This is a genomic window from Streptomyces sp. NPDC088147, assembly GCF_044741565.1.
In the GTDB taxonomy this organism is placed as follows: domain Bacteria; phylum Actinomycetota; class Actinomycetes; order Streptomycetales; family Streptomycetaceae; genus Streptomyces.
This window is the reverse complement of the sequence record NZ_JBIUSY010000003.1, coordinates 36,225-61,983: the sequence shown is the minus strand read 5'-3', so window position 1 is coordinate 61,983 and position 25,759 is coordinate 36,225. Positions and strand designations below refer to the sequence as shown.

The 25,759-nt window shown below is 72.1% G+C and carries 24 protein-coding genes; 13 read left to right on the top strand and 11 right to left on the bottom strand.

From position 1 onward, the window contains the following. Nucleotides 1-103: 103 nt before the first annotated feature. Nucleotides 104-709: a GTP cyclohydrolase I FolE gene (folE, locus tag ACIOGX_RS11120; protein WP_129770978.1), complete on the top strand. Its 606-nt coding sequence runs from the start codon at nt 104-106 to the stop codon at nt 707-709. A gap of 43 nt (nt 710-752) precedes the next feature. On the opposite strand, the gene ACIOGX_RS11115 is transcribed toward folE, so the two are convergent. The 6 genes from ACIOGX_RS11115 to ACIOGX_RS11090 form a co-directional block, all read right to left on the bottom strand. After that, nucleotides 753-1,244, bottom strand: coding sequence for a DUF3180 domain-containing protein (locus ACIOGX_RS11115; protein ID WP_356515482.1), 492 nt, complete (start codon nt 1,242-1,244; stop codon nt 753-755). 91 nt (nt 1,245-1,335) lie between these two features. Further along, nucleotides 1,336-1,950, bottom strand: a complete 615-nt coding sequence (folK, locus tag ACIOGX_RS11110) for a 2-amino-4-hydroxy-6-hydroxymethyldihydropteridine diphosphokinase (protein ID WP_356515484.1) — start codon at nt 1,948-1,950, stop codon at nt 1,336-1,338. Beyond that, nucleotides 1,947-2,306, bottom strand: a complete 360-nt coding sequence (gene folB, locus ACIOGX_RS11105; RefSeq protein WP_129770975.1) for a dihydroneopterin aldolase — start codon at nt 2,304-2,306, stop codon at nt 1,947-1,949. The genes folK and folB overlap by 4 nt, the downstream gene beginning before the upstream one ends. A gap of 187 nt (nt 2,307-2,493) precedes the next feature. Further along, a complete protein-coding gene (locus ACIOGX_RS11100; protein ID WP_356515486.1) occupies nt 2,494-2,952 on the bottom strand; it encodes a nuclear transport factor 2 family protein in 459 nt (152 codons plus the stop codon). Beyond that, entirely contained in the window at nt 2,949-3,809 is an 861-nt protein-coding gene (gene folP, locus ACIOGX_RS11095) for a dihydropteroate synthase (protein ID WP_401912141.1), read from the bottom strand. The genes ACIOGX_RS11100 and folP overlap by 4 nt, the downstream gene beginning before the upstream one ends. Before the next feature lie 110 nt (nt 3,810-3,919). Continuing rightward, complete coding sequence (locus tag ACIOGX_RS11090; RefSeq protein WP_401912138.1) at nt 3,920-5,815, bottom strand: phosphatidylglycerol lysyltransferase domain-containing protein; 1,896 nt, start codon at nt 5,813-5,815, stop codon at nt 3,920-3,922. 146 nt (nt 5,816-5,961) lie between these two features. On the opposite strand from ACIOGX_RS11090, the gene ACIOGX_RS11085 reads away from it, so the two are divergent. Further along, on the top strand, nt 5,962-7,074 hold the full coding sequence (locus ACIOGX_RS11085) for an alpha/beta hydrolase-fold protein (protein WP_356515492.1): 1,113 nt from the start codon (nt 5,962-5,964) through the stop codon (nt 7,072-7,074). Nucleotides 7,075-7,225: 151 nt separating this feature from the next. Here ACIOGX_RS11085 and ACIOGX_RS11080 read toward each other — a convergent pair whose 3' ends face one another. Next, nucleotides 7,226-8,398: a betaine/proline/choline family ABC transporter ATP-binding protein gene (locus ACIOGX_RS11080; protein ID WP_356515494.1), complete on the bottom strand. Its 1,173-nt coding sequence runs from the start codon at nt 8,396-8,398 to the stop codon at nt 7,226-7,228. A 141-nt stretch (nt 8,399-8,539) separates the two neighbouring features. Between ACIOGX_RS11080 and ACIOGX_RS11075 the strand changes: the two genes are divergently transcribed. From ACIOGX_RS11075 to ACIOGX_RS11060, 4 genes are all read left to right on the top strand, one after another. Beyond that, nucleotides 8,540-9,274: an ABC transporter permease gene (locus ACIOGX_RS11075; RefSeq protein ID WP_356515496.1), complete on the top strand. Its 735-nt coding sequence runs from the start codon at nt 8,540-8,542 to the stop codon at nt 9,272-9,274. Between the two features lie 2 nt (nt 9,275-9,276). Then, nucleotides 9,277-9,969, top strand: coding sequence for an ABC transporter permease (locus ACIOGX_RS11070; RefSeq protein WP_356515498.1), 693 nt, complete (start codon nt 9,277-9,279; stop codon nt 9,967-9,969). A gap of 85 nt (nt 9,970-10,054) precedes the next feature. Beyond that, nucleotides 10,055-11,041 (top strand): ABC transporter substrate-binding protein, encoded by a 987-nt coding sequence (locus tag ACIOGX_RS11065; RefSeq protein ID WP_356515500.1) that lies wholly within the window; start codon nt 10,055-10,057, stop codon nt 11,039-11,041. Between the two features lie 153 nt (nt 11,042-11,194). Continuing rightward, nucleotides 11,195-12,250 carry a hypothetical protein gene (locus ACIOGX_RS11060; protein ID WP_401912133.1) on the top strand — a complete coding sequence of 352 codons (1,056 nt, stop codon included), beginning with the start codon at nt 11,195-11,197 and terminating at the stop codon, nt 12,248-12,250. A 176-nt stretch (nt 12,251-12,426) separates the two neighbouring features. Here the strand turns inward: ACIOGX_RS11060 and ACIOGX_RS11055 are convergent, their stop codons facing one another. Further along, nucleotides 12,427-13,578: an NADH-quinone oxidoreductase subunit D gene (locus ACIOGX_RS11055; protein ID WP_401912131.1), complete on the bottom strand. Its 1,152-nt coding sequence runs from the start codon at nt 13,576-13,578 to the stop codon at nt 12,427-12,429. A gap of 141 nt (nt 13,579-13,719) precedes the next feature. Next, complete coding sequence (locus tag ACIOGX_RS11050; RefSeq protein WP_401913354.1) at nt 13,720-14,703, bottom strand: SAM-dependent methyltransferase; 984 nt, start codon at nt 14,701-14,703, stop codon at nt 13,720-13,722. Between the two features lie 134 nt (nt 14,704-14,837). Between ACIOGX_RS11050 and ACIOGX_RS11045 the strand changes: the two genes are divergently transcribed. Both ACIOGX_RS11045 and ACIOGX_RS11040 read left to right on the top strand, forming a co-directional pair. Then, the gene (locus ACIOGX_RS11045; RefSeq protein WP_401912128.1) at nt 14,838-16,025 is read left to right on the top strand and encodes a sensor histidine kinase; all 1,188 of its coding nucleotides are present in this window, start codon (nt 14,838-14,840) and stop codon (nt 16,023-16,025) included. Between the two features lie 156 nt (nt 16,026-16,181). After that, nucleotides 16,182-16,856, top strand: coding sequence for a response regulator transcription factor (locus ACIOGX_RS11040; RefSeq protein ID WP_129770964.1), 675 nt, complete (start codon nt 16,182-16,184; stop codon nt 16,854-16,856). 177 nt (nt 16,857-17,033) lie between these two features. On the opposite strand, the gene ACIOGX_RS11035 is transcribed toward ACIOGX_RS11040, so the two are convergent. Together ACIOGX_RS11035 and ACIOGX_RS11030 are read right to left on the bottom strand one after the other, a co-directional pair. Further along, on the bottom strand, nt 17,034-18,122 hold the full coding sequence (locus tag ACIOGX_RS11035) for a DUF5937 family protein (protein WP_401912126.1): 1,089 nt from the start codon (nt 18,120-18,122) through the stop codon (nt 17,034-17,036). 377 nt (nt 18,123-18,499) lie between these two features. After that, nucleotides 18,500-19,783 (bottom strand): threonine aldolase family protein, encoded by a 1,284-nt coding sequence (locus tag ACIOGX_RS11030; RefSeq protein ID WP_401912123.1) that lies wholly within the window; start codon nt 19,781-19,783, stop codon nt 18,500-18,502. A 133-nt stretch (nt 19,784-19,916) separates the two neighbouring features. Here ACIOGX_RS11030 and ACIOGX_RS11025 point away from each other — a divergent pair, with 133 nt between their 5' ends. The 5 genes from ACIOGX_RS11025 (at nt 19,917) to ACIOGX_RS11005 (ending at nt 25,671) form a co-directional block, all read left to right on the top strand. Continuing rightward, the gene (locus tag ACIOGX_RS11025) at nt 19,917-20,870 is read left to right on the top strand and encodes a Rossmann-like and DUF2520 domain-containing protein (RefSeq protein WP_401912120.1); all 954 of its coding nucleotides are present in this window, start codon (nt 19,917-19,919) and stop codon (nt 20,868-20,870) included. A 112-nt stretch (nt 20,871-20,982) separates the two neighbouring features. Beyond that, a complete protein-coding gene (gene panC, locus ACIOGX_RS11020; protein WP_401912117.1) occupies nt 20,983-22,002 on the top strand; it encodes a pantoate--beta-alanine ligase in 1,020 nt (339 codons plus the stop codon). Further along, entirely contained in the window at nt 21,999-23,825 is a 1,827-nt protein-coding gene (locus ACIOGX_RS11015) for an L-aspartate oxidase (RefSeq protein WP_401912114.1), read from the top strand. The genes panC and ACIOGX_RS11015 overlap by 4 nt, the downstream gene beginning before the upstream one ends. Nucleotides 23,826-23,827: 2 nt before the next feature. Beyond that, nucleotides 23,828-24,874, top strand: coding sequence for a carboxylating nicotinate-nucleotide diphosphorylase (gene nadC / locus ACIOGX_RS11010; RefSeq protein WP_401912111.1), 1,047 nt, complete (start codon nt 23,828-23,830; stop codon nt 24,872-24,874). Beyond that, nucleotides 24,874-25,671, top strand: a complete 798-nt coding sequence (locus ACIOGX_RS11005) for a type III pantothenate kinase (RefSeq protein ID WP_129770956.1) — start codon at nt 24,874-24,876, stop codon at nt 25,669-25,671. The genes nadC and ACIOGX_RS11005 overlap by 1 nt, the downstream gene beginning before the upstream one ends. Nucleotides 25,672-25,759 lie beyond the last annotated feature (88 nt).

Below are 25,759 nucleotides of genomic sequence, written 5' to 3'. Positions count from 1 at the left end.
GCCTCACCTGGCCCGGAATGGATGCCGCGCCCCCCAGGTTTTAGCCTGTGGGTGCGCGGCATTCGTCTGCCCGCCCACAGGACGGCACAGGAACGAGGCACACATGACCGACCCGGTGATGCTGGACGGGGAGAGCCCCATCCGCGAATTCGATGAGAAGCGGGCCGAGAATGCCGTGCGCGAGCTGCTGATCGCGGTCGGGGAGGACCCGGACCGCGAGGGTCTGCGGGCGACTCCCGGCCGGGTGGCGCGGGCGTACCGGGAGATATTCGCGGGGCTCTGGCAGACGCCGGAAGAGGTGCTCACCACGACGTTCGACCTCGGCCATGACGAGATGGTCCTGGTGAAGGACATCGAAGTGATGTCTTCCTGTGAACATCATCTTGTCCCCTTTGTCGGGGTGGCTCATGTCGGCTACATCCCGTCCTCGGACGGGAAGATCACCGGGCTCTCCAAGCTGGCCAGACTGGTGGATGTCTTCGCCCGCCGGCCGCAGGTCCAGGAGCGGCTGACCACGCAGATCGCCGATTCGCTGATGGAGATCCTGGACCCGCGCGGGGTGATCGTGGTCGTCGAGTGCGAGCACATGTGCATGACCATGCGGGGCGTACGGAAGCCGGGCGCCAAGACGATCACATCGGCCGTCCGCGGCCAGTTGCGGGTTCCGGCCACCCGCGCGGAGGCGATGAGCCTGATAATGGCGCGCTGATCCGGGGCGTCCGGGGCGCGCCCGCCCGGCGGGAGGTGTCCGCTCAGGCGGCCGGGCCCGCGGGGGCGGTGCCGGATTTGTCGTGGTCTTCCGGGAGTTTGCAGACCCGCTCCAGGAAGAAGGCCGCGATGATCACCGCGATGCCCGCCAGGACGGAGAAGGCCGCGTAGATGGCCTGGTCGCGGCGGGCGGGGATGTCGAGGGAGCCGAGCAGGAAGACGCCCGTGCCGCCGTACATGCCGGAGACGAGGGCCGCGACCAGGGCGCTGGCCTGGCCGAAGACGACCGCGCGGGCCGCCATCAGCGGGTTCACGCCCTGCGCGCCGGGGCGGCGCTCCCGCTGGGCCTTCAGCCGGGCGCGCAGCGAGAGGGCCGTCGCGGCCAGGACGACGGCGATCACCGCGAGCACGATCGGCGCCGCGAGGGGGACGCTCGGCAGCGTGCCGACGGAGTCCCACAGGCGGGCGGCGCCCCAGGAGAGTACGCCCGCCACCACGAACAGGCCGGCGAGGACGCCGATCCGCAACTGCTTCACCGAGAAAGCCCTTCGCCTCGCTGTACCGACCCTCGCCGTGCTGACACGCGCCGTGCCGGCCTTCGCCGTACCGACTCCGTGAGCCTAACCACTACTCGGGCAGGCGGAGTTCCAGATCGGTCCGGGTCCGGACACCGCCGCGGCCGACGTCCGCCAGCAGTTCGGCGACCGGGCCATGGCCCGGGACCTGCGCTTCCGGGTCCACGTCGTGCCAGGGCGCGAGCACGAAGGCGCGCTCATGGGCCCGGGGGTGGGGGAGGGTGAGCAGCGGGTCGTCCGAGACGACGTCCGCGTACGCCACGATGTCCACGTCGATGGTGCGCGGTCCCCAGCGCTCCTCGCGGACCCGGTCGAAGGCCTCCTCGATGGCCTGGCCGCGCTCCAGCAGCGAGGACGGCGGCAGCGTCGTCTTGATCACGACGACCGCGTTGAAGTAGGACGGCTGGGAGCCGGGCTCGACGCCCCAGGGCTCGGTCTCGTACACCTGGGAGACCGCTTTGACCCGCAGTCCCGGGGTGTCCTCCAGGGCGTCGATCGCGCCCTGGATCGTCTCCAGGCGGTTGCCGAGGTTGGAGCCGAGGGAGACCACGGCGCGTTTCGGGTTGGACAGTGTCGTATCCGCGGCGTCGACCTGCGCGACCACGGCGGCGGGTACCGGCTGTACGGTCGGGTCGCCCTGGGGACCCCTGGCGGAAAACACACTCATACTCGGCTCCGGGTGATGGTGATGGTCACATCGTCGAAGGGGACGGTGATCGGGGCGTCCGGTTTGTGCACGACCACCTCGACCTCCTGGACGCCGTCGTGTTTCAGGCACTGCTGGGCGATCCGTTCCGCCAGCGTCTCGATCAGGTCGACCGGCTCTCCCTGGACGACCTCCACGACCTCTTCGGCCACGATCCCGTAGTGCACGGTCTTCGCCAGGTCGTCGTCGGCGGCCGCGGGGCGGGTGTCGAGGCCGAGCCTCAGATCCACGATGAAGGTCTGGCCCTCCTCGCGCTCCCGGGGAAAGACGCCATGATGCCCGCGGGCCTTGAGGCCGCGCAGCGCGACACGATCCACGCGAATCACTCCTGCTGTCGTTGGTCGTCGGGCACCCGGCCGGTGCGGGCGGCTCGGTGTCCTCATGTGAATCTACCCGCGGGCACGGACTGTGCTGTGGCGCGGGGGTGAGGGACAGGTGCGGGGTTGCCCGGCTGTGTCGCCCCCGCCGGGCCCGCCGATCGGTCCGCAGGGGCTGCCTACCCACTCACGCGGGTGTCTCGTCGTCCGTTTCCTCATCGGTTTCGGTCAGAACCGGTGAGCCGTGATGTGACCAGATTTTCCACCCTTCGGGTGTGCGGCGGAAGACGTTGGTGGCGACGACCAGCTGGCCGACGAGCGGTCCCAGCTCGCCGCTCTCCTCGGCGGGGCCGCCGCTGAGGATGTTCTCCGTGCAGGTCACGAGGGCGGTGTCGGCGCAGACCGAGACCACGACATCGGTCAGGAAGAACTGGATGTACTCGGTGTTCGCCATGATCAGCGCGTACGAGCGGAGCACCTCGCCGCGGCCGGTGAGTACGGGCCAGCCCGGGTGGACGCAGGAGATCCCGTCGTCGTCGCCGTCCAGCCAGAGCCCGGACAGCGCGTCGAAATCGCCGCGCTCCATGGCCTCGTAGAACGTGGTGTTGGCGACCTCGACCTGTTCGTTGTCCGTACGCGCGGTCACTGGGCTCCCTCGACGGCGCGGGCCACCCGTACCGCGTCGGCGGTCGCCCGTACCTCATGGACGCGGACCGCCCAGGCGTCCTGGTGGGCGGCGATCGCGGAGACGGCGGCGGTGGCCGCGTCGCGCTCGCGGGCGGGCGGCGGGGAGCCGTTGCCGCCGGCGAGGACATGCCCGAGGAAGCGTTTACGGGAGGCCGCGACCAGAAGCGGCCGGCCCAGGGCGCGCAGCTCGGCGAGGTGCGCGAGGAGCGCGAGGTCGTGCTCGGCCTGCTTGGCGAAACCGAGGCCGGGATCGATGACGAGCCGCTCGGGGGCGACGCCTCCGGCTATCACCGCGTCCATCCGCGCGCGCAGTTCGTCGACGACCTCCGCGACGACGTCCGTATAGACGGCGCGGCTGTTCATCCGGTCGCTGAAGTCGCGCCAGTGCATCACCACGAAGGGCACGCCCATGGCGGCGACGGCGGGGACCATGGCCGGGTCGGCGAGTCCGCCGCTGACATCGTTGACCAGCGCGGCGCCGGCCCTGACCGCCTGCTCGGCGACGGACGCGTGCATGGTGTCGACGGAGACGGTGACGCCTTCGGCCGCCAGGCCCCGTACGACGGGGACCACGCGCCTGAGCTCCTCGTCCTCGTCGACGCGGGTGGCGCCGGGCCTGGTCGACTCACCGCCGACGTCCACCATGTCCGCGCCCTCGGCGACGAGATCGAGGCCGTGTTTGATGGCGGCGGTGGTGTCGAACCAGCGGCCACCGTCGGAGAAGGAGTCGGGCGTCACATTGACGACCCCCATCACCGCACAGCGGTCCCACTCCGGCAGCCCCTCGACCGTGCCCCGCGCGCGCAACGTACTCATACGCCCACCCTAGGGGGTCCGCACGGAGGCGGGCGGCCCGGCCGGATCCGTGCGACGGGCGCGTGACGGGCGCCGGACAGGGTCTTCTCCGACGGACCGGGTGCGCTCGTTTAGGCCGTACGGATCTCGTGGTCGGGCGGGCTTCCGATGTCGTGGGCGCAGGGGCGGGGGTGGCGGTCGCGGGCGAGGTGGCGCAGGGGGCGTGGCAGCGAGAGGGTGACGAAGCCCTCGGCCCGCATCGCGGCGAAGCCGATCCTGGGCAGTTCGCCGGTGCTGCGGAAGACCACGTAGCGCGGCTCCCAGCGCGGCTGGAACTTGGCGTTGAAGCGGTACAGCGACTCGATCTGGAACCAGCGGGAGAGGAAGACCAGCAGTCCTCGCCAGCCGCGCAGGACGGGTCCCGCGCCGAGCCGTTCGCCGCGGGCGAGCGCCGAGCGGAACATCGCGAAGTTGAGGGAGACCCGATCCACCCCGAGCGCGGGGGCGGCGTGCAGCGCGGCGACGATCAGCAGTTCGTTCATGCCGGGGTCGGCGGAGCGGTCGCGGCGCATCAGGTCGAGGGACATCCCGTCCGTACCCCACGGGACGAAGTGGAGGACGGCCTTCAGGTCGCCGTACGGGCCGGCCGCGTCCTCGCCGGGTTTGTGGGCCGTGGCGAGTACGGAGTCGCCGTCGGCGGGGTCGCCGATCCGGCCGAGTGCCATGGAGAAGCCGCGTTCCGTGTCGGTGCCGCGCCAGTCGTCGGCGGCGCGGCGGATCCGGGCCAGCTCGCCGTCGGAGAGATCACGGACGCGCCGTACCCGCGTTTCGTAGCCGGCGCGCTCGATGCGCTTCACCATCTGGCGTACGTTCCGCATGGCGCGTCCGTGCAGGGAGAAATCCGGCACGTCCACCACCGCCTCGTCGCCGAGTTCCAGCGCGTCGAGTCCGGTCTCGCGGGTCCAGACCTCGCCGCCCGTCTCGCTGCATCCCATGACGGCGGGGGTCCAGGAGTGGGCCTTGGCCTCGTCCATGAAGCGTTCGATGGCGCCGGGCCAGGCCTCGACGTCGCCGATCGGGTCGCCGCTGGCGAGCATCACCCCGGAGACGACGCGGTAGCAGACGGCGGCCTTGCCGCTGGGGGAGAAGACCACGCCCTTGTCGCGGCGGAGCGCGAAGTGGCCGAGGGAGTCCCGGCCGCCGTGCCGGGCGAGCAGGGCGCGCAGCCGCTGTTCGTCGTCCTCGGTGAGGCGGGCGGCGGGGTGTTCGGGGCGGAAGGCGAGATAGCAGGTGGTCAGGGCGGTGAGCAGGCCGAGCGCGCCGAGGGAGTCGCCGACGGTGCCGCTGACGATGCCCTTGTAGTCGATGGGGCCGTCGAGGCCGAACAGGCCGTACAGCACGTGTTCGAGCCGTTCCGCCAGGCCGGGGTTGCCGACGGTCCGGCGCGGATGGACGCTGACGATGATCAGCCCGAGGCCGATGGAGCCCGCGCCCATCAGGAAGAAGTTGGCCAGCGCCTTCCAGCGGCTGCGCGGGTCGGGCAGGGCGGCGAACTCCCCGCGGTGGCGCAGCAGCAGGGTGAGCAGCAGTACGGAGAGCAGGGCTCCGAGGAGTGAGTGCCGGTAGCCGAACTGCGCCACGGCGCCCGCGGGCAGCAGGATGACGGCGGCTCGCCAGGCGCGCCGCTTACGGCGTTTCAGACCGTGCGCGAGCAGCAGCAGGAGTACGCCGGCGCTGATGGAGAGTGCGGCGGACAGCGGGCCGAGCGCCCCCGGCAGCACTTCGGCGAAGGCGTGCATCCGGCTGTGGCGGAAGCGGGGGAAGACCCCGGCGGCGATGTCCAGCAGTCCGATGAAGGTGCAGGCGGTGCCGACCAGCGCGGGGACGGTTTCGGGGCGCGGGCCGCGGAACAGATGGCGGGTCCACCGGAACAGACGGCGTGTCAGTGGCTTGGGGGGTATGGGCGTGCTGTGCTGGGACCGGCCCGGAACCGATCCCGATTTATCCCCATCTACCGTCACAGACATCGCTTCCCAAGGTTCCGCGAGAGAGTGTGGTGCCCGAGTCCGCTTCTTCTTCGCGGGCCGGACATTTCGCGATCTCTAGGACGCGGGTTTCGGAGGTCGGGTTCATCAGCGTTTCGGAAAATCTCACAGGAGAAAGCTCGGTCGACATGGGTCTTACCAGCCGTAAAGTCCTGGCCTTGGCCGTCCTGCTGGCTGTTGCGCTGTTCGTCGTGACCATCTGGCTCTGGCCGCGGCTGTCGCGGAGTACGCCGCGTGTCGTGCTCGGCCGGGTCGGACTGCTGTTCTCCACGCAGGTGGCGGTGTTCATGGCGGTCGGTCTCGTCGCCAACAACTCCTTCCTCTTCTACGGTTCGTGGTCCGACCTGTTCGGGCGGAAGCAGGACCTGGGGGCGGTCGTCGACCACTCGGCCAGTGGCAATCACGTGACGGTGATGGACACACAGCGGACGCCCACGCCGGGCGGTTCGGTGCCCTCGGTGGCGGGCCAGGTCCAGAGGATCGTCGTCAGCGGCCCGAAATCCGGGATCGACAGCACCGCGTACGTCTATCTCCCGCCCGAGTACTTCCGGCCGGGGTTCGTGCACCGGACCTTTCCGGTCGCCGTGGTGCTCACCGGCTATCCGGGGATGGCGGAGAACCTGATCAAGGGGCTGAACTATCCGAAGACCGCGTGGCAGCTGGCCAAGGACGGCAAGATGCAGCCGATGGTGCTGGTGATGCTGCGGCCCACCGTGGCGCCGCCGCGGGACACCGAGTGCGTGGACATTCCCCGAGGGCCGCAGACCGAGACGTTCTTCGCCAAGGACCTGCCGCTGGCGGTGTCCCGGACGTACCGGGTCGGGCGTGAGCCGAAGAGCTGGGGGATCATGGGCAACTCCACCGGCGGCTACTGCGCGCTGAAGATCGCCATGCACCATCCGGAGCGTTACTCCGTGGGCGTCGGGCTCTCGGCGTACTACAAGGCGCCCGTCGACCCGACGACCGGTGATCTCTTCCGGGGCGACAAGCAGCTGCGGAACGACTCGGATCTGCTGTGGAGCCTGGACAACCGGCCGCAGGGCAGGGTGTCCTTCCTGGTCACCTCGTCCAAGAAGGGTGAGGGGAATCTCCGGGCCACGCGGACGTTCATCAGCAAGGTCAAGGCGCCCTCGCACGTGTCGTCGATCATCCTCGACAGCGGCGGGCACAACTTCAACACCTGGCGCCGGGAGATCCCGCCGGCCCTGGAGTGGATGAGCGGGCGGCTCTACTCGAACTGACGCCCAGGTCCTGGCCGTGGTCGCGTGACACGGGCCGCGGTACTCCGGCGGAGGCGGTCCCCGGACAGCGGCGGTCCCCGGACAGCGGTGGTACTCCGGCGGAGGCGGTCCTCGGACGGCTGCTGCTGTCCTCAGGCCGAGGCCGCTGCCCTCAGGCGGAGGCGACCTTGCTGACCGTCTCCAGCTCCACCTCCGTACGGGGGATGGCCTGCGCGTCCGCGTCGATCGACCGGCGCAGTGCCTCGTGCAGCCTGGCCGGTGTGAGGACCCCGAGGAACCGCCCGGTCTCCTCCTTGTCGATCACCGCGATCCACCCCGCGTCGTGCTGGAGCATTGTGGCGAACGCCTGCTTCAGGGAGGCGCCGACCGGCAGCCACGCCTCCATCCGGCGGGCGTGCTCCCGTACGGTCCCGGAGGCGCCGGTCTGCTCGGTGGAGATCCAGCCGTGCAGATTGTCGGCGGAGTCCAGGACGACGGCCCAGCGCGCGCCCTCCTTGGCGAGCTTCGCCGCGGCGCGCCCCAGCGGGTCGTCGAGATGGACGAGGGGCGGCTGTTCGAGGTCGCCCTCCTCGATGGAGGTGACGGAGAGCCGCTTCAGGCCGCGGTCCGCGCCGACGAAATCGGCGACGTACGGGGTGGCGGGGGTGCCGAGCACGGCGGCGGGGGCGTCGAACTGTTCGATCCTGCCCTGTCCGTAGACGGCGATACGGTCGCCGAGCCGGACCGCTTCCTCGATGTCGTGCGTGACGAACAGCACAGTCTTGCGGACCGCCGCCTGGAGCTTGAGGAACTCGCTCTGCAAGTGGTCGCGTACGACGGGGTCGACCGCGCCGAAGGGCTCGTCCATCAGCAGGACGGGCGGGTCGGCCGCCAGGGCGCGGGCCACGCCGACGCGCTGGCGCTGGCCGCCGGAGAGCTGCTCGGGGTAGCGGTCACCGTAGACGGACGGGTCGAGGCCGACCAGGTCGAGGAGTTCGGCGGCGCGCTCACGGCCCTTGCCGCGCTGCCAGCCCAGCAGATGCGGGACGGTCGCGGTGTTCTCCAGGACCGTCTTGTGCGGGAAGAGGCCGACCTGCTGGATGACATAGCCGATACGGCGCCTGAGCTGGACCGGGTCGATCGCGGATATGTCGTCCCCGTCGAGGAATATGCGTCCCTCGGTCGGCTCGATCAGGCGGTTGACCATTTTCATGGTCGTGGTCTTGCCGCAGCCGGAAGGTCCGACGAGCGTGACCAGTTCGCCCTGGGGGACCTCGAAGGAGAGGTCGTCGACGGCGGTCGTGCCGTCCGGGTACCGCTTGGTGACGTGCTCGAATCGGATCATGGTTCCCCATTGTGCGGCGTGTTGTGTGAAGGCCATGTTGCTGGAATGTGGCGGGCTTCCGCGAATGTCAGTGGTCGGGGTTAGGGTCGCCAGGACATAGAGCCAGACATACGTTCGGGAAGACGGGGGAGGCGGGGATGGATGAGTACGCAAGGGTGCCTGGCGGCCAACGACTGGATCTGCGGGGAATATCTCCGCTCCCGTAGCCAGGAGTTGATCGACGCCACGGTCCAGCATGTGTGGATCACCGCGGTTTCGGTCGTCATAGGGCTGCTGGTGGCATTTCCGCTGGCCCTGCTGGCGCGGAGCAGGCCGTCATTCGCCGGACCGGTGCTGGGGCTGACGACCCTGCTCTACACGATTCCGTCGCTGGCGATGTTCTCGCTGCTGCTGCCGGTCTTCGGGCTCTCCGCCGGGCTGGTGATCACCGGCCTGGTGCTCTATTCACTGACCATTCTCGTGCGGAACATCATCGCGGGGCTCGAATCGGTGCCGGAAGAGGCACGGGAGGCGGCCCGCGGGATGGGGTACGGACCGGGGCGGCTGCTCTGGGAGGTCGAGCTGCCGCTGGCGCTGCCCGCGCTGATGGCGGGCCTGCGCATCGCGACGGTGTCGACGGTCGCGCTGACCACGGTCGGGTCGATCGTGGGCCGGGGCGGGCTCGGCAATCTCATCGAGGACGCGCTGCCCAGCTTCTTCAAGGCGCAGGTGCTGACGGCCTCGGTGCTGTGCGTGCTGCTCGCGGTCGTCGCCGATCTGCTGCTGCTCGGAGTGCAGCGGCTGCTGACGCCCTGGACGCGCATACGTCCGGCGCGTACGTCGGGCCGTGGAGCCGCGCGGACCGCGCCGGCCGATGCCGTGAAGGCGGTGGGCTGACCATGGGAGTTCTTGGAGAGGCGTTCGGCTGGCTGACGACCGGTGCCAACTGGTCCGGCGACAGCGGGGTGTGGCGGCGGCTGGAGGAGCATGTCTTCGTCAGCGGGGTCGCGCTCGCGCTGGCGTGTGTCATCGCCCTGCCCATAGCGCTCTGTCTGGGGCATATCGGCAAGGGCGGCGCCCTCGCGATCAATATCTCCAATGTGGGCCGGGCGGTGCCGGTGTTCGCCGTGCTCGCCCTGTTCATGGTCTCGCCCCTGCGCAACTCGGGCTCGGTGCCCACGATCATCGCGCTGGTGCTCTTCGCCGTGCCGCCCCTGCTGACCAACGCCTACGTCGGGATGCGGGAGGTGGACAGCGCGGTCGTCGAGGCCGCCCGGGGGATGGGTATGTCCGGGCGCCAGCTCTTCGTACGGGTGGAGCTGCCCCTCGCGTACCCGCTGATCATGACCGGGCTGCGCTCGGCCTCCGTACAGGTGGTGGCCACCGCCACCATCGCGGCGATGGTGGGACAGGGCGGCCTCGGCCGGATCATCACCGCAGGCTTCAACACGTACAACACCCCGCAGGTGGTCGCGGGTGCGCTCCTCGTCGCGCTGCTCGCGCTGCTCGTCGAAGGCGTGCTGGTGGCGCTGGACCGGGTCATCGACCCGGCGCCCTCGCCGCCGGTCCGCCCCTCCGGCACGACCGTGTGACGACCGACCCCGTGTGTCCGACCCCGTGTGACGACCGACCCCGTGTGACGACCGACCTTTTGGCTTCTTGGAGATGGTGAACCTCATGAGCAAGACCTCGCGCCTCGCGGGTGCCGTACTGGGAGTGGTGGCCCTGACCACCTCGCTCGCCGCGTGCGGCGGCGACAGCCTGGAGAAGGACAAGGGCGGCTCCGCCGACTCCGCCTCCGGCTCCGGCTCGGGGAAGAAGGGCTCGCTCGTCATCGGCGCGGCGGCCTTCACGGAGTCCAAGGTGCTGGCGGAGCTGTACGCCCAGATCCTGGGCGACGCCGGCTACTCCACGTCCGTCACCACGGTGAAGAACCGTGAGCTGTACGAACCGTCCCTGGAGAAGGGCGAGATCGACGTGGTGCCCGAATACGCCGCGACGATCACGGAATTCCTCAACGCCAAGGTGAACGGCGCCAAGGCGGCGGAGGAGAAGCCGCTCGCGTCCAGTGACTCCGCCGCGACGGTCGCCGAGCTGAAGAAGCTCGCCGAGCCGCGCGGACTGAAGGTGCTGCCCGCCGGTCAGGCGGTTGATCAGAATGCCTTCGCGGTCACCAAGGAATTCGCCGAGAAGAACAAGCTGAAGACGCTTTCCGATCTTGGAAAGTCGAAGCTCAAGGTGAAGATCGCGGCGGGCGACGAGTGCGAGGTGCGGCCCTTCTGCGCCCCGGGCCTGAAGAAGACGTACGGCATCGACGTGGCGGGCATCGACCCCAAGGGAGTCGGCACCCCGCAGTCCAAGCAGGCCGTCAAGGACGGTGTGGACCAGGTCGTCCTGAGCAGCACCACCGACGGCACGCTCGACAGCTTCGGACTGGTCGTGCTCGAAGACGACAAGAAGCTCCAGAACGCCGACAACGTACTGCCCGTGGTCAATGCGAAGGACGCCGGTTCGGCGGAGATAGCCGAAGTCCTGGGCAAGCTGACCGACGCGCTGACGACGGACGATCTCGCGGGGCTGAACCTCAAGGTCGATGCCGAGAGGGCGAAGCCGGAGGATGTCGCCAAGGAGTACTTGGAGTCCAAAGGTCTGGTCAAGAAGTAGCGGCCGGACGGCATCGGTTCGGTAACCGGCGCCAGGCAAAACGGAGTTCTGTAGAGGAAACAGGAGTGGAAGGGGAGGAGGGCCGGCAACGGGCCGAGAAAGATTGTCCGACCGGCCCCCCATTCGGTCTCCACGCACGGTAAATTTCAGGCCATGCCACGTGGACGCCACCGCCATTCCCCACCCCTCCACAAGCTTCTGCCGCCGACGGCGGTCGCCGGAGCCGCGGTCCTCTGTGCCGCGGGCGCCTGGTTCCTCGCGGAGCCCGTGGTGCTCCGCGGTCTGGTCGCGGTGGCGGCCGCCGCGGCGGTCACCGGCGCGGGCTTCATGCGTGGCTGGGACCGCGAGGCCGGGCGCCGGGTCGCCGAGCTGACGCGCGCGCGGGAGAGTGACGGCTGGAAGGCCGAGGAGCGCATAGCCGAACTGGAAGCGGACGTCGAGGAGTCGCGCGAGCTGCGCCTCAAGCTCGAAGCCAAGCTGCGCGCCAAGCGGATCGAGCTGGCGGGGCTGCGCGGTGAGCACGCCGCCCTGTTGCGCCGCTACGCCACCGCGGAGACCGAGCGCGCCACCGCGCTGGAGGGCCGGCGCCGGCTCGCCCTGGAGGCGGCGGCCGAGCCCAAGGCGCTGCCCGCGGGCAGCACGCCCGGCAAGGCCGCGTATGTCAGCGCCGCGCGGGCCCTGGACGAACTGCCGCGCAACGCCGCGGTCCAGCAGGCGAAGCGGACGGTCGAGGCGGCCCGCGCCCGCGATCTCGCGGAACGGGCCACGGAGGCGGGGGAGTCGCGGGGGAAGCACGCGGCGGGCGCCGGGGCCGAGCAGCACAGCCGCCCGTCGTCCGCCCTTCCCGCCACGCGCGTGCCCACGGCGTCCGCGATCGTCCCGTACGCCCCGGTGGACCGGAGCGCCCGCCGTCCCGAGGGCGGTTTCGACTTCTTCGGCGCGCAGGCCGCCGCGCAGAACGCCCGCGACGGGCTCAGGAAGGCCGCCGCGGACGACACGGACAACACGGACAACACGGATGAGCTTCCGCCGGCCGCCGAACTGGCCCGCGTCGCACGCGAGGACCTCGCCGACGTGGTGGGCGAGGAGGCTCTCGCCGAGCGGCGCAGGGCCGAGGAGCGCGGAATCGGGCAGGTCATCGATCTGACCGCGCACGACGAGACCGAGCCGCTCGAACTGGGCGAGCTGCGCAACGCGATCAGCGGCTGATCACGGGCGGTCGCCGGACGCGGGGATCGCCCGGAGCCGGTCCGGACCCGTCAGTCCCTGTCGCCGAGCGCGAACGGCCGCCCGCGGAACGGGCCGCGAGGGGAACGGGCCGCACGGAACGGCCGCACGAACGGGCCGCACGGAACGGGCCGCACGGAACGGGCCGACACCACCGGCTACTTGTCGATGTCGCCGACGACGAAGAACAGCGAGCCCAGGATCGCCACCATGTCGGCGACCTGCGTCCCGGGCAGCAGCTCCGTCAGCGCCTGGATGTTGTTGAACGAGGCCGAGCGCAGCTTCAGCCGGTACGGCGTCTTCTCGCCCTTCGACACCAGGTAGTAGCCGTTGATCCCGAGAGGGTTCTCGGTCCACGCGTACGTATGCCCCTCGGGCGCCTTCAGCACCTTCGGCAGCCGCTGGTTGATCGGCCCGGGAGGCAGCTCGGCGATCCGGTCCAGACAGGCGTCCGCCAGGGCCAGCGCGTTGTGCGTCTGCTCCAGCAGGCATTCGAACCGCGCCAGGCAGTCGCCCTCCTCGCGGGTCACGACCGTGAGCGTGTCGCGCAGTTCGCCGTACGCGAGATACGGCTCGTCGCGGCGCAGATCGAAGTCGACGCCCGAGGCGCGGGCGATCGGCCCGGACACCCCGTACGCGTGAACCGCTTCCCGCGACAGCACCCCGACCCCGCGGGTACGGCCCCGGAAGATCTCGTTGCCGAGGACCAGCCGGTCGTACACGTCCATCCGCGAGCGCACCGAGGCGATCGCGGCCCTGGCGCGCCCCTGCCAGCCCGCGGGGAGGTCCTCCTTGAGGCCGCCGACCCGGTTGAACATGTAGTGCATCCGGCCGCCGGAGATCTCCTCCATCAGGCCCTGAAGCTCCTCGCGCTCCCGGAAAGCGTGGAACACCGGGGTGATACCACCCAGTTCGAGGGGGTACGAGCCGAGGAACATCAGATGGTTGAGCACCCGGTTCAGCTCGGCGAGCAGCGTTCTGGTCCATACGGCGCGCTCGGGCACCTCCATGCCGAGCATCCGCTCGACGGCCATCACCACGCCCAGCTCGTTGGAGAACGCCGAGAGCCAGTCGTGGCGGTTGGCGAGGACCAGGACCTGCCGGTAGTCGCGCGCCTCGAAGAGCTTCTCCGCGCCCCGGTGCATATAGCCGATGACCGGTTCCGCCTGCTGGATCACCTCGCCGTCGAGCACGAGGCGGAGCCGGAGCACCCCGTGGGTGGAGGGGTGCTGCGGGCCGATATTGAGCACCATGTCCGTGCTCTCCGCCGCGCCGCCGATACCGACCGTCGTCCGGGTGGTCTCCGTCATGGGCGACAGTCTCTCAGAGCGCCTGTCGTGCTCCCCGGCCCCGTGCCTCCTCAGGCCGGGAAGCCCCCAGGCCGGGAAGGTCCCCCAGGCCGGGAAGCTCTCCTCAAGCCGGGAAGGTCTCCTCAGGCCGGGAAGGTCTCCTCAGGCCGGGAGGCCGACGGGCTGCATGAGCCAGCGGAAGTCCCCCAGGCCGCCCCGGGCCGTCAGCTCCGCCGCCTCCCCGGCCGCCGCGAGCGCCCGTACGTACGCCGCCGGATCCGTGGTGGCGAGGGACAGCGGCGGCCGTTCGCCGCTCACCCCCAGCCGGTGCAAGGCCTCGCGCTGGTCCAGCAGCTCCGCACCGGGCAGCGCGCAGGCGTCCAGTGCCACATGGGCGGTGAGATCGCAGCCGCCGTCCGGTACGGGGGGCACCTCCCGGCCCGCCCGGAAGCCGGTCAGGGTGCCGAAGGGCGGCCGGGCGTCCCGTACGTGCGCGTAGTCGACCGCGACCGCCAGCCCCCGCTCCAGGGTGGCGACGGCCGCCGCCCACGCCTCGTCGCGCGGCCGGCCGATCTCCGCGCGGGTGCCGGGGCCGGCCGGCGGCCACCAGCGGGCGAGCCACTCGGCGTCGGGTCCACCGACCGGTTCGCCCGGCTCCTCGGAGCCGTCCGGCCGGACGAGGACGTACCGGACGACCCCGTCGGGGCCGGTCTCCGCGACGTCGACGGGGACGTTGTCGAGCCATTCGTTCGCGAAGAGCAGCCCGCTGACCCCGGCCGGCGGCTCCGTACGCCACTCGATACGGGGATCCAGGCCCGCGGGGCGCGGCGCGCGTTCGACGGCGTACGGCCGCACCGCGAGCCCGTCGGGGACCGCGGCCAGGATTCCGGAAAGCAGCTCGCCGCGGCCCGCGCCGACATCGACCAGCGCCACCTCGTCCGTGTCCAGCCGCTCGGCGGTCAGGGCCAGCAGCCGGGCGACGGCGGCGGCGAAGAGCGGCGAGGCGTGGACCGACGTACGGAAATGCGCGGCCGGTCCCTCGGGGCGCAGATAGAAGCCGTCCGGGCCGTACAGCGCGCGCTCCGCGGCCGTACGCCACCGGAGAGGTCCGGCGTCGCACCGCCCGTCCTTCGCCCCCCGCGGCATACCCGGCACCCCGCGCGGCTTACACGTCTCATCCGTCACGGCGTCAAGTCTCCACCTTGGGGAGTACGATTCCGCCGACCGGATCGGCCCTCCGGTTGACCCTCCGCCTTTTCCGCCTCACTACGCTGGGTTACGTGCAGCGCTTCTACGACTTTCTCCGAGGACACCCGACGGGCGTCGACGGCTTCTGGGCCGTCCTGCTCTTCGGGCTTTCCCTGTTGTGGGTGGTCCAGGAGAACCAGGGCGTGGTGGCCATCCCCCTGGTCCTGCTCCTGAGCGTCTCCGTCGCGCTGCGCCGCCGCGCGCCCGAGAAGATGCTGCTGCTCATGCTGGGCCTGGGCCTCGCCCAGCTCGCCCTGGACGTGGAGCCCAACCCGGCGGACTTCGCGATGATGGTGATCATCTACACCGTCGCCGCGGAGGGCGGGCCGCGCTGGGCCTCGCGGCTCGCGCTGATCGGCGGGCTGCTCGCCGCGCCCTTGTCACAGGTGCGCTGGCCCGAGGGGGGCATCGGCATCGCGGGCCGGGTCGGCTACGCCGTCGTCATGGGCGTGCCGTTCGCCCTCGCCTGGGTGCTGGGCGACTCCATCCGTACCCGCCGCGCCTACTTCGACCAGCTGGAGGAGCGCGCCACCCGGCTGGAGAAGGAGCGCGAGGCGCAGGCCAAGGTGGCGGTCGCCGCCGAGCGGGCCAGGATCGCCCGTGAGCTGCACGACGTGGTCGCGCACAACGTCTCGGTGATGGTGGTCCAGGCGGACGGCGCCGCCTATGTGCTGGACGCCGCGCCCGACCAGGCCAAGCAGGCCCTGGAGACCATTTCGAGCACCGGCAGGCAGGCGCTCGCCGAGATGCGCAGACTGCTGGGCGTGCTGCGCACCGGGGACGGCAAGGAGAGCGGCGAGTACGTACCGCAGCCCGATGTCGGGCAGATAGAGGATCTGGTCGAGAAGGTACGGGACGCCGGTCTGGCCGTGGACTTCCGGATCGAGGGGACCCCGCGTCCGCTGCCCAGCGGGGTGGAGCTGACCGCGTACCGCATCGTGCAGGAGGCCCTCACCAACAGCCGCAAGCACGGCGGACCCGATGTGGGCGCCAGCGTGCGTCTGGTCTACTTCGACGACGGGCTCGGACTGCTCGTCGAGGACGACGGGCGGGGCGCGGCCCACGAGCTGTACGAGGACGGCGGGGCCGACGGGCGCGGGCACGGGCTCATCGGCATGCGGGAAAGGGTCGGTATGGTCGGCGGCACACTGGATGCCGGGCCGCGACCCGGCGGCGGCTTCCGGATCAGCGCGCTGCTGCCGCTGAAACCGGCGAACTGAGGCGCGCGGGGGTGTACGGGCCTCCGCCGTCACCGCCTGCCGGCCGCTACCGCTCCCTCTGCTCCGTCTGCCCCCTCTGCCTACCGGGTGCCACCGCTCGTTCTGGCGGCTGCCACCCCCCTATCGCTATCGGACTATCGGACAAGGACCCCGCAGATGTCGATCCGCGTCATGCTCGTCGACGACCAGGTGCTGCTGCGCACCGGATTCCGTATGGTGCTGGCCGCGCAGCCCGACATGGAGGTCGTCGCGGAGGCCGGGGACGGCGCGGAGGCGATCGAGAACCTCCGCTCCACCGCCGTCGACGTCGTCCTGATGGACGTCCGTATGCCCCGGCTGGACGGCGTCGAGGCGACCCGCCGGATCTGCGCGGAGCCCGACGCTCCGAAGGTGCTCATCCTGACCACCTTCGACCTGGACGAGTACGCGTTCTCCGGGCTCAAGGCCGGGGCGAGCGGATTCATGCTGAAGGACGTGCCGCCGAGCGAGCTGCTCAGCGCGATCCGCTCGGTGCACAGCGGTGACGCCGTCGTCGCCCCGTCCACCACACGGCGGCTGCTGGACCGCTTCTCGCCGATGCTGCCCAGCGCGGGCAAGCCGCGGCACAAGGAGCTGGACCGGCTGACCGACCGGGAGCGCGAGGTCATGATGCTGGTCGCGCAGGGGCTGTCGAACGGGGAGATCGCCGGCCGGCTGGTGCTCTCCGAGGCCACCGTGAAGACGCATGTCGGCCGGATCCTCACCAAGCTCGGACTGCGCGACCGCGTGCAGGTGGTCGTCCTCGCCTACGAGACGGGACTCGTGCGGGCCGGGGGCGGCGGGCCGGCCTGATCCCGACGAAAGAGACCGGCCGACCGTCCCTCAGGTCGCCGATACGGTCGCCGGGGGCGGTCCGCCGATACGCTCGCCTGGGCGGTCGCCGGGGCGGCCGGGCCGAGCCGCATCCGCTTCGGCTGAGGGCCGCCGGACGCTCCTGTCCGTTCACGGGCTTCCGGAGGTGGCGTGCCGTCAGCGCAGCACCCCCTCAAGGAAGTCGCTGCCGAGCCGGGCCACCACGGCGACATCCAGCTGGTGCAGCACATAGCGTCCGCGCCGCTGGGTCGTCAGCAGCCCCGCCTTCCGCAGCACCGCCAGATGCCGGGAGACCTCGGGCGCGGTGATCCCGTACGTATCGGCCAGCTCGCCCGTCGAGTACGAGCCGCGGGCCAGGCTCCGGCACAGCCGCATCCGCATGGGGTGCGCGACCGCCTCCAGGCGCAGCTGGACCGTGTCGACGGGGGTGGCGTCCGTCAGCTCCCGCGTGGAGACCGGGTACTGCACGACGGGCTGCCAGCCGGGCGCGGCCAGCGCCAGCAGATGGGGCCGGCCGAAGGCGGTCGGCAGGAACGTCAGCCCCCGTCCCGTCGCGGTCGTACGAGCGTCGGACAGCTTGTCCACCACGATCCTCGTACGCGGCCCGTCCTCCTCCAGCGTGATGGCGGGGGAGACGGCGGCGACGGCCTCCGCGAGGCCCTTGTGGCGCAGCATCTCGGTCTTGTGCCGCGCGTCGGCGGCGAGCTGGAACCGGACGCGCCGCCAGGTGTCCGCGAAGAACGCCTCGTCGCAGTCCTCCAGAAGCCGCCGTATCCAGGCCCTGACCCCGGGCGGATCGGCCAGCATCTGCCGTATGAACGAGGCTTGGCGCGGACCGCGGACCACCGCCAGCTCCAGGACGCGCTGCCGCACGCCCGCGTCGACGAGCGGCGAGGGCAGCCCCTCGCCGTACTGGCTGGAGCAGGAGATCTCCAGCGCCGCCGCCACGTACTTCTCGTCGTCCATCAGATCGAGGTCGTCCAGCTCCTCGGCGAGCGTTTCCCGGGGCGTGGCGGGCAGCAGGATGTCGGCGCGGATCGACCGCCACAGGAAGTCCGCTTCGTGCAGCCGGTCGGCCAGCTCGGGCTTGAGCGCGGCGGAGGTGGTGGTGATCCAGCCGTGCAGCCGGGCGTGGTGGGCGGGCTCGGAGAGCGCGTGCAGGGCGGCACCCAGCTCCGCCAGCGGGGACGGGCCGAAGGTGATCCGCTCCGGGGGCAGGCTGGTGATGTCGATGAACACGCTCATGGAGCCATGGTGCACGCTGCCACTGACAACCGGTCCGTCGATTGACGGCCCGCGTCAAACGGTGCGGCCGGGGGGCGGAGCCGGACGCAGGGTGAGCGTATGGACGCCCTCCAGCAGCACCTGTTCGACAGTTACCGCGCGGCCCGGCGGGGCGAGCCGGCCCCGCCTCCGCCGGGCCGCTACGACCGCGAGACCCTGCGCACGATCCGGGAGTACCGGCGCCTCCGCGCGAAGCCCGAGCCCGGGTTCGGGTCCGGGTCCGCGTCCGGGCCCCGCCCGCCGGGACGGGCCCGCCTCCGTACGGCGCTGACGCGATGGGCCCGGCGGGTACGGCGGGCCCGCCCTCCGGGCGGACGGCGCTACTGTGAAGACAGGGCCTAGGACTGCGCCTCCAGCACCCGCGTCACGAACTCCTCGACCGCCGCCCGTACCTCCTCCGCCGTCCACTCCAGCCCCGGCTCCGCCACCGTGACCTCCGTGAAGGAGACACCGGGAAGGGCGGCGGCCGGGGCCGACCAGACCCGGAACAGCGCCGTCTTCGTCTCCTCCGCCTGCCGCACCGCCGCCTCGTTCAGCACGTCCGGTGCGTACGGCAGCCACACCTGGAACTGATGGGTGTGCGGCGGCTCCGGGTGTACGCGGAACCACGGGACGGACGACGCCGCGAAGCCCTCCGCCAGCGCCGCGGCCACCACGCGCGCGTGCTCCACGTACGCGGGCAGCCTGGGCAGTTCGCGCTCCAGCCCCAGCAGGGCCGCCAGCGCCGCCGGATACTGCTGGAAGACCTGGCCCCCATAGCGGTGCCGCCAGACCCGCGCCTCCTCCACCAGCTCCGGGGGACCGGCGAGCACCGCGCCCGACAGCCCGTTGAGCGACTTGTAGAAGGACACGTAGACGCTGTCCGCGAGCCCCGCGATCTCCGCGAGCGGGCGCCCGAAGTGCGAGGCGCACTCCCACAGCCGCGCGCCGTCGACATGCACCACGGCGTCCCGCTCCCGCGCCGCGTCCACCGTCGCCACCAGCTCGTCCCAGGACGGCAGGACGAACCCCGCGTCGCGCAGCGGCAGTTCCAGCATCAGCGTGCCGAAGGGCTCGGCCAGGTCCTGGACCTCCTCGGCGGTGGGCAGCCGCGGCTCCTTCGTCGGGTGGACCGTCCGCAGCCCGCTGACCACCGGCAGCGCACCGGCCTCGTGCACCTCGGGGTGGGCGAGCGGATGCAGCGCCACCGTGCTGTTGCCCGTACGCCCCGCCCAGCAGCGCAGCGCCACCTGCTGCGCCATCGTGCCCGTCGGGAAGAAGGCCGCGGCGGGGAAGCCGAGCAGCGCGGCCACCCGCCGCTCCAGCTCCGTGACGATCCCGTCGCCGTACACGTCCGGATGGTCGTCCATGTCGTACACGGACCCCGCGTCCGCGGCCAGGGCGGTCAGCTGTCCGCCCATCGGCCGGTCCATCGGCGCACGGACCAGCACGCGTTCCGACGCCCGCCACGCGGCCAGCCTGCGCCGCCGCGCGGCCTGCGCGGTCGTCCCGCCGTCCGGTCCCGTCGCATGAGGGTTCCCGTCGTCCGGTCCGGCCGGACGGAGCTTCTCGCCGTCCGGCCCGGCCTCATGGAGCCGGTCGGCCCGATCGGCTCCACCGGCCTGCTCACTTGTCTCTCCCATGGACCGATCATTGCCCACGCGCGGCGCCCTGCCCACAGCCTGTGGACAGCCAAGTGGCGGGGCGCGACGCTGGCGTAGCATGGCGGGAAATCGTCCGGTACCCACCGCGGACTGGAACGGAAGGCCCCACCGCGTGAACCCCACAGCACAGGAACCCTTCGATCCCCGGGACCGCCCCGCGCGGCTCACGGTCGGCGTCGTCGGAGCGGGCCGTGTCGGCCCCGCGCTGGCCGCGTCCCTGCGGCTCGCCGGGCACCGTCCGGTCGCCGTCTCCGGCGTATCGGACGCCTCGGTACGGAGGGCGGCGGCGCTGCTGCCCGACATCCCGATCGTCACCCCCGCCGAAGTCCTCGCGCGCGCCGATCTGGTGCTGCTGACCGTTCCCGACGACGCGCTGCCCGGACTGGTCGAGGGCCTCGCCGAGACCGGCGCCGTACGGCCGGGGCAGCTGCTCGTGCACACCTCGGGGCGGTACGGCGCGAAGGTGCTCGACCCGGCTCTGCGCGCCGGCGCCCTGCCGCTCGCCCTCCATCCCGCGATGACGTTCACCGGCACGTCCGTGGACGTCCAGCGGCTGGCCGGCTGCTCCTTCGGCGTCACCGCTCCCGAGGAACTGCGCCTGGCCGCCGAGGCGCTGGTCATCGAGATGGGCGGCGAGCCCGAGTGGATCGCGGAGGAGTCCCGTCCGCTTTACCACGCGGCCCTGGCCCTGGGCGCGAACCACCTGGTCACGCTGGTCGCCCAGTCGATGGAGCTGCTGCGCACCGCCGGGGTCGAGGCGCCCGACCGGATGCTCGGCCCGCTGCTCGGCGCCGCCCTGGACAACGCGCTGCGTTCCGGGGACGCCGCTCTCACCGGGCCGGTGGCGCGCGGGGACGCGGGTACGGTCGCCGCGCATGTCGCCGAGCTGCGCGCGCACGCGCCCGGCGCCGTGGCCGGGTATCTCGCGATGGCCCGTACGACCGCCGACCGGGCGCTGGCGCACGGTCTGCTCAAGCCCGAGCTGGCGGAGGACCTCCTCGATGTCCTCGCCGACGGCGACGCCCTCGGGGAGGCCCGTGGGGACGGCGCCGGGGGCACCCGATGACCACGCGTACGCGCCCTGACGTCCTGACCCGCGTCCCCGTCCTGACACATGTCCCGAAGACGACCGCGCACGCGCATCCTGGAGACGTGGAGAGAGACGTGGAGACCATCCGATGAGCCTCGAACTCGCCCCCACGCGCGCGGACCTCGACCGCCTCCTGGAGAGGCGCCCGGCCCCCGGCCGTATCGCGGTGGTGATGACCATGGGCGCGCTCCACGACGGGCACGCGAGCCTCGTACGGGCCGCCCGCGCCCACGCGGGGCCCGACGGGTTCGTCGTGGTCACCGTCTTCGTCAACCCGCTCCAGTTCGGCGCGGGCGAGGACCTGGAGCGCTACCCCCGCACGCTCGAAGCCGACCTGAAGACCGCGGCGGAGGCGGGCGCCGACGCCGTCTTCGCGCCGGCCGCCGACGAGGTCTACCCCGGCGGCGCCCCCCAGGTCACGGTCACGGCGGGCCCCATGGGCGCGCGTCTCGAAGGCGTCTCGCGCCCCGGACACTTCGACGGGATGCTGACCGTCGTCGCCAAACTGCTCCACCTCACCCGCGCCGACGCCGCCTTCTTCGGCCAGAAGGACGCCCAGCAGCTCGCCCTGGTCCGCCGGATGGCCCGCGATCTGAACTTCCCGGCCGAGATCGTCGGCGTACCGACGGTCCGTGACGACGACGGTCTCGCGCTCTCCAGCCGGAACCGCTATCTGTCCGTCCCCGAGCGCCGCACCGCCCTCGCGCTGTCCGGGGCCCTGTTCGCCGCCCGCGACCGGCTCGGCGCCCAGCAGGCCCTGCGCGCCCGCGCCGAGTACGCGCCCACGCCCGGCGCGCGGGCCGCCGCGCTCTCCGCCCTCGGTGAGGCCCGGCTCGCGGCCGACGCCCACGCGGTGGCCGCGGCGGGCAGCGCGGGCGAGGACTGGAACGGGGCGGACGGCGTACGGGCCGCGGCCCGCGCCGTCCTCGACCAGGCGACCAGGACCGTACCGCCGCTGACCCTCGACTATCTGGCGCTGGTCGACCCCGCCGACTTCACCGACGTCCCCGACGACCACACCGGCGAGGCGGTCCTCGCCGTCGCCGCGCGCGTCGGGACCACGCGGCTGATCGACAACATCCCGCTGACCTTCGGAGCCTCCCAGTGACCGGAACCGGTATACGGCTGACCGCCCCCGCGCCCGGGTGGGCCATCGACGCCGATGTCGTCGTGGTCGGCTCCGGCGTCGCCGGTCTCACCGCGGCCCTGCGCTGCACCGCCGCCGGGCTCCGTACGGTCGTCGTCACCAAGGCCCGGCTCGACGACGGCTCCACGCGCTGGGCGCAGGGCGGCATCGCCGCCGCGCTCGGCGAGGGCGACACCCCCGGACAGCACCTGGCGGACACCCTCGTCGCGGGCGCGGGCCTGTGCGACGAGGAAGCGGTCCGCACGCTCGTCACCGAGGGCCCCGCGGCCGTACGGCGGCTGATCGGCACCGGCGCGCACTTCGACACCTCCGCCACCGGCGAGCTCCAGCTCACCCGCGAGGGCGGCCACCACCGGCGCCGTATCGCCCACGCGGGCGGCGACGCGACCGGCGCCGAGATCTCCCGCGCCCTGGTCGAGGCGGTCCGCGACGCCGCGCTCCGCACGGTCGAGAACGCCCTGGTCCTGGACCTGCTGACGGACGAGCACGGCCGTACGTCGGGCGTCACCCTCCATGTGATGGGCGAGGGCCAGCACGACGGCGTCGGCGCGGTCCGCGCCCCCGCGGTGATCCTGGCCACCGGCGGCATGGGCCAGGTCTTCTCGGCGACGACCAACCCCGCCGTCTCCACGGGCGACGGGGTGGCGCTGGCGCTGCGCGCGGGCGCGGAGGTCTCCGACCTGGAGTTCGTCCAGTTCCACCCGACGGTGCTCTTCCTCGGCACCGGCGCCGAGGGCCAGCAGCCGCTGGTCTCCGAGGCGGTACGGGGCGAGGGAGCCCATCTCGTCGACGCGGACGGCGTCCGGTTCATGCTCGGACAGCACGAACTGGCGGAGCTGGCCCCGCGCGACATCGTCGCCAAGGCGATCACGCGCCGGATGCACGAGCGGGGCGCCGAGCACATGTACCTGGACGCCAGGCACTTCGGCGCCGCGATGTGGGAGACCCGCTTCCCCACCATCCTGGCGGCCTGCCGGGCGCACGGCATCGACCCCGTCACGGAACCGGTCCCGGTGGCCCCGGCCGCCCACTACGCGTCGGGCGGAGTCCGTACGGACCTGCGCGGGCGGACGACCGTACCGGGGCTGTACGCGTGCGGCGAGGTGGCCTGCACGGGCGTCCACGGCGCGAACCGGCTGGCCTCCAACTCCCTCCTGGAGGGCCTGGTCTTCGCCGAACGGATAGCGGCGGACATCGCGGCGAACCGCCCGGACGCCGCCGCGGAGGCATCCGGTCCCGCCGCCCTCCCGGCCGCCCCGGACGCCACCGTCCCGCTGCCGCTCATCGCCCCCGAAGCCCGCGCCGGAATCCAGCGGATCATGTCCAAGGGCGCGGGCGTGCTCAGATCCGCCGCGAGCCTGTCCACGGCCGCGGCGGCCCTGGAGACCGTGTACGAGCAGGCTCAGGACCGGCCCCAGGACGACCCCGGCCACGGAAAGGCCGCCGTCCCCGGCGTCGAATCCTGGGAGACGTCGAATCTGCTCTGCGTCGCCCGGGTCCTGGTCGCCGCCGCCCTGGAGCGCGAGGAGACCCGCGGCTGCCACTGGCGCGAGGACCGTCCGGAGCGCGACGACACCGACTGGGCCCGCCATCTCGTCATCAGCCTGACGCCCGACCGGCGGCCGGTACTGCGCCGCACCGCCACGGCCGCGTTCCCGCCCGTGGACCCGGGCCCCGTGGACCCGGGCCCCGTGGACCCGGGCCCCGCGTCCCCCGCCGCCGCGTCCCCCGCCGTATCCAGCCCCGCGACCCCACCCCCCGCCGACGCCCCCAGGGAGCCGTAACCGTGAGCACGCCCGAAGACAGTCCGCGCCCCGAGCCCGTGGACGTACCGCTCATCCAGATCGGCGCCCCGGCCGCGACACCGGCCCCCCAGGGCGGCTGCGGCGACGGCTGCGGCTGCTCCGCGGGCGAGGACGGCTACGGCCCCGACGACCTGGAGTGCGGCCTCGACCCCGCCCTCGCCGAGCTGCTCGCCGAGGCGGGCCTCGACCCCGTCCAGGTCGAGGACATCGCGCATGTCGCCGTCGCGGAGGACCTCGATCACGGCGTGGACGTGACGACCGTCGCGACCGTCCCCGAGGACGCCGTCGCCACCGGCGACTTCACCGCCCGCGAGAGCGGTACGGTCGCGGGGCTGCACATCGCCGAGGCCGTGCTCTCCCTCGTCTGTACGGAGGAGTTCGCCGTCGAGCGCCATGCCGCCGACGGCGACCGCGTCGAGGCCGGCCAGAAGCTGCTCAGCGTCACCACCCGCACCCGCGATCTGCTCACCGCCGAGCGCAGCGCGCTCAACCTGCTGTGCCGGCTCTCCGGTATCGCGACCGCCACGCGCGCGTGGGCCGACGTACTCGAAGGCACCGGCGCCAAGGTCCGCGACACCCGCAAGACCACCCCCGGGCTGCGCGCCCTGGAGAAGTACGCGGTGCGCTGCGGCGGCGGGGTCAACCACCGGATGTCGCTCTCCGACGCGGCCCTGGTCAAGGACAACCACGTCGTCGCGGCGGGCGGGGTCGCCGAGGCGTTCAAGGCCGTACGGGACACGTTTTCCGACGTACCGATCGAGGTCGAGGTCGACACCCTCCACCAGGTCCGCGAAGTCCTGGACGCGGGCGCCGATCTGATCCTGCTGGACAACTTCACCCCGGCCGAGACGGCGGAGGCCGTGGGCATCGTCGCGGGCCGCGCGGTGCTGGAGTCCTCGGGCCGGCTCGTCCTCGGCAACGCGCGTGCCTACGCGGAGACGGGCGTCGACTTCCTCGCGGTCGGCGCGCTCACCCACTCCTCCCCGATCCTCGACATCGGCCTGGACCTGCGAGAGGCCGGCGCCTGATGCTGCTCACCATCGACGTCGGCAACACCCATACCGTCCTCGGTCTGTTCGACGGAGAGGAGATCGTCGAGCACTGGCGCATCTCCACCGACGCCCGCCGCACCGCCGACGAACTCGCCGTGCTCCTCCAGGGACTGATGGGGATGCACCCGCTGCTCGGCGACGAACTGGGCGACGGCATCGAGGGGATCGCGATCTGCTCGACGGTCCCGTCCGTCCTGCACGAACTGCGCGAGGTGACCCGCCGCTACTACGGTGACGTCCCCGCCGTCCTCGTGGAGCCCGGCATCAAGACGGGCGTGCCGATCCTGATGGACAACCCCAAGGAGGTCGGCGCGGACCGCATCATCAACGCGGTCGCGGCGGTCGAGCTGTACGGCGGCCCGGCGATCGTCGTCGACTTCGGTACGGCGACGACCTTCGACGCGGTCAGCGCGCGCGGCGAGTACGCGGGCGGTGTCATCGCCCCCGGCATCGAGATCTCGGTGGAGGCGCTCGGCGTCAAGGGCGCCCAGCTCCGCAAGATCGAGCTGGCCCGGCCGCGCAGCGTGATCGGCAAGAACACGGTCGAGGCGATGCAGGCGGGCATCCTGTACGGCTTCGCGGGCCAGGTCGACGGGGTGGTCGCGCGGATGGCGCGCGAGCTGGCCGAGGACCCCGAGGAGGTCACGGTGATCGCGACCGGCGGCCTCGCCCCCATGGTGCTGGGCGAGGCGTCCGTGATCGACGAGCACGAGCCCTGGCTCACCCTGATCGGGCTGCGCCTGGTGTACGAGCGCAACGTCTCGCGTATGTGAGCGCCCGGCACCGGCGGGGTGGGGCGGCGCGGGCGGGGGAGCACCGCCGTACCCCGTTCGCCGTCCCTCGTTCGCCCGTCCCTCGTTC

What these genes read in the sequence shown, in the direction of transcription:
- ACIOGX_RS11050 (WP_401913354.1), bottom strand. Translation starts at nt 14,703, where the DNA reads ATGCCGCGGGGGGCGAAGGACGGGCGGTGCGACGCCGGACCTCTCCGG.
- ACIOGX_RS11070 (WP_356515498.1), top strand. Translation starts at nt 9,277, where the DNA reads ATGGGAGTTCTTGGAGAGGCGTTCGGCTGGCTGACGACCGGTGCCAAC.
- ACIOGX_RS11085 (WP_356515492.1), top strand. Translation starts at nt 5,962, where the DNA reads ATGGGTCTTACCAGCCGTAAAGTCCTGGCCTTGGCCGTCCTGCTGGCT.
- ACIOGX_RS11005 (WP_129770956.1), top strand. Translation starts at nt 24,874, where the DNA reads ATGCTGCTCACCATCGACGTCGGCAACACCCATACCGTCCTCGGTCTG.
- folE (WP_129770978.1), top strand. Translation starts at nt 104, where the DNA reads ATGACCGACCCGGTGATGCTGGACGGGGAGAGCCCCATCCGCGAATTC.
- ACIOGX_RS11080 (WP_356515494.1), bottom strand. Translation starts at nt 8,398, where the DNA reads ATGATCCGATTCGAGCACGTCACCAAGCGGTACCCGGACGGCACGACC.
- ACIOGX_RS11040 (WP_129770964.1), top strand. Translation starts at nt 16,182, where the DNA reads ATGTCGATCCGCGTCATGCTCGTCGACGACCAGGTGCTGCTGCGCACC.
- folK (WP_356515484.1), bottom strand. Translation starts at nt 1,950, where the DNA reads ATGAGTGTGTTTTCCGCCAGGGGTCCCCAGGGCGACCCGACCGTACAG.
- ACIOGX_RS11090 (WP_401912138.1), bottom strand. Translation starts at nt 5,815, where the DNA reads ATGTCTGTGACGGTAGATGGGGATAAATCGGGATCGGTTCCGGGCCGG.
- ACIOGX_RS11030 (WP_401912123.1), bottom strand. Translation starts at nt 19,783, where the DNA reads ATGGGAGAGACAAGTGAGCAGGCCGGTGGAGCCGATCGGGCCGACCGG.
- ACIOGX_RS11060 (WP_401912133.1), top strand. Translation starts at nt 11,195, where the DNA reads ATGCCACGTGGACGCCACCGCCATTCCCCACCCCTCCACAAGCTTCTG.
- panC (WP_401912117.1), top strand. Translation starts at nt 20,983, where the DNA reads ATGAGCCTCGAACTCGCCCCCACGCGCGCGGACCTCGACCGCCTCCTG.
- ACIOGX_RS11035 (WP_401912126.1), bottom strand. Translation starts at nt 18,122, where the DNA reads ATGAGCGTGTTCATCGACATCACCAGCCTGCCCCCGGAGCGGATCACC.
- ACIOGX_RS11075 (WP_356515496.1), top strand. Translation starts at nt 8,540, where the DNA reads ATGAGTACGCAAGGGTGCCTGGCGGCCAACGACTGGATCTGCGGGGAA.
- ACIOGX_RS11065 (WP_356515500.1), top strand. Translation starts at nt 10,055, where the DNA reads ATGAGCAAGACCTCGCGCCTCGCGGGTGCCGTACTGGGAGTGGTGGCC.
- ACIOGX_RS11055 (WP_401912131.1), bottom strand. Translation starts at nt 13,578, where the DNA reads ATGACGGAGACCACCCGGACGACGGTCGGTATCGGCGGCGCGGCGGAG.
- folP (WP_401912141.1), bottom strand. Translation starts at nt 3,809, where the DNA reads ATGAGTACGTTGCGCGCGCGGGGCACGGTCGAGGGGCTGCCGGAGTGG.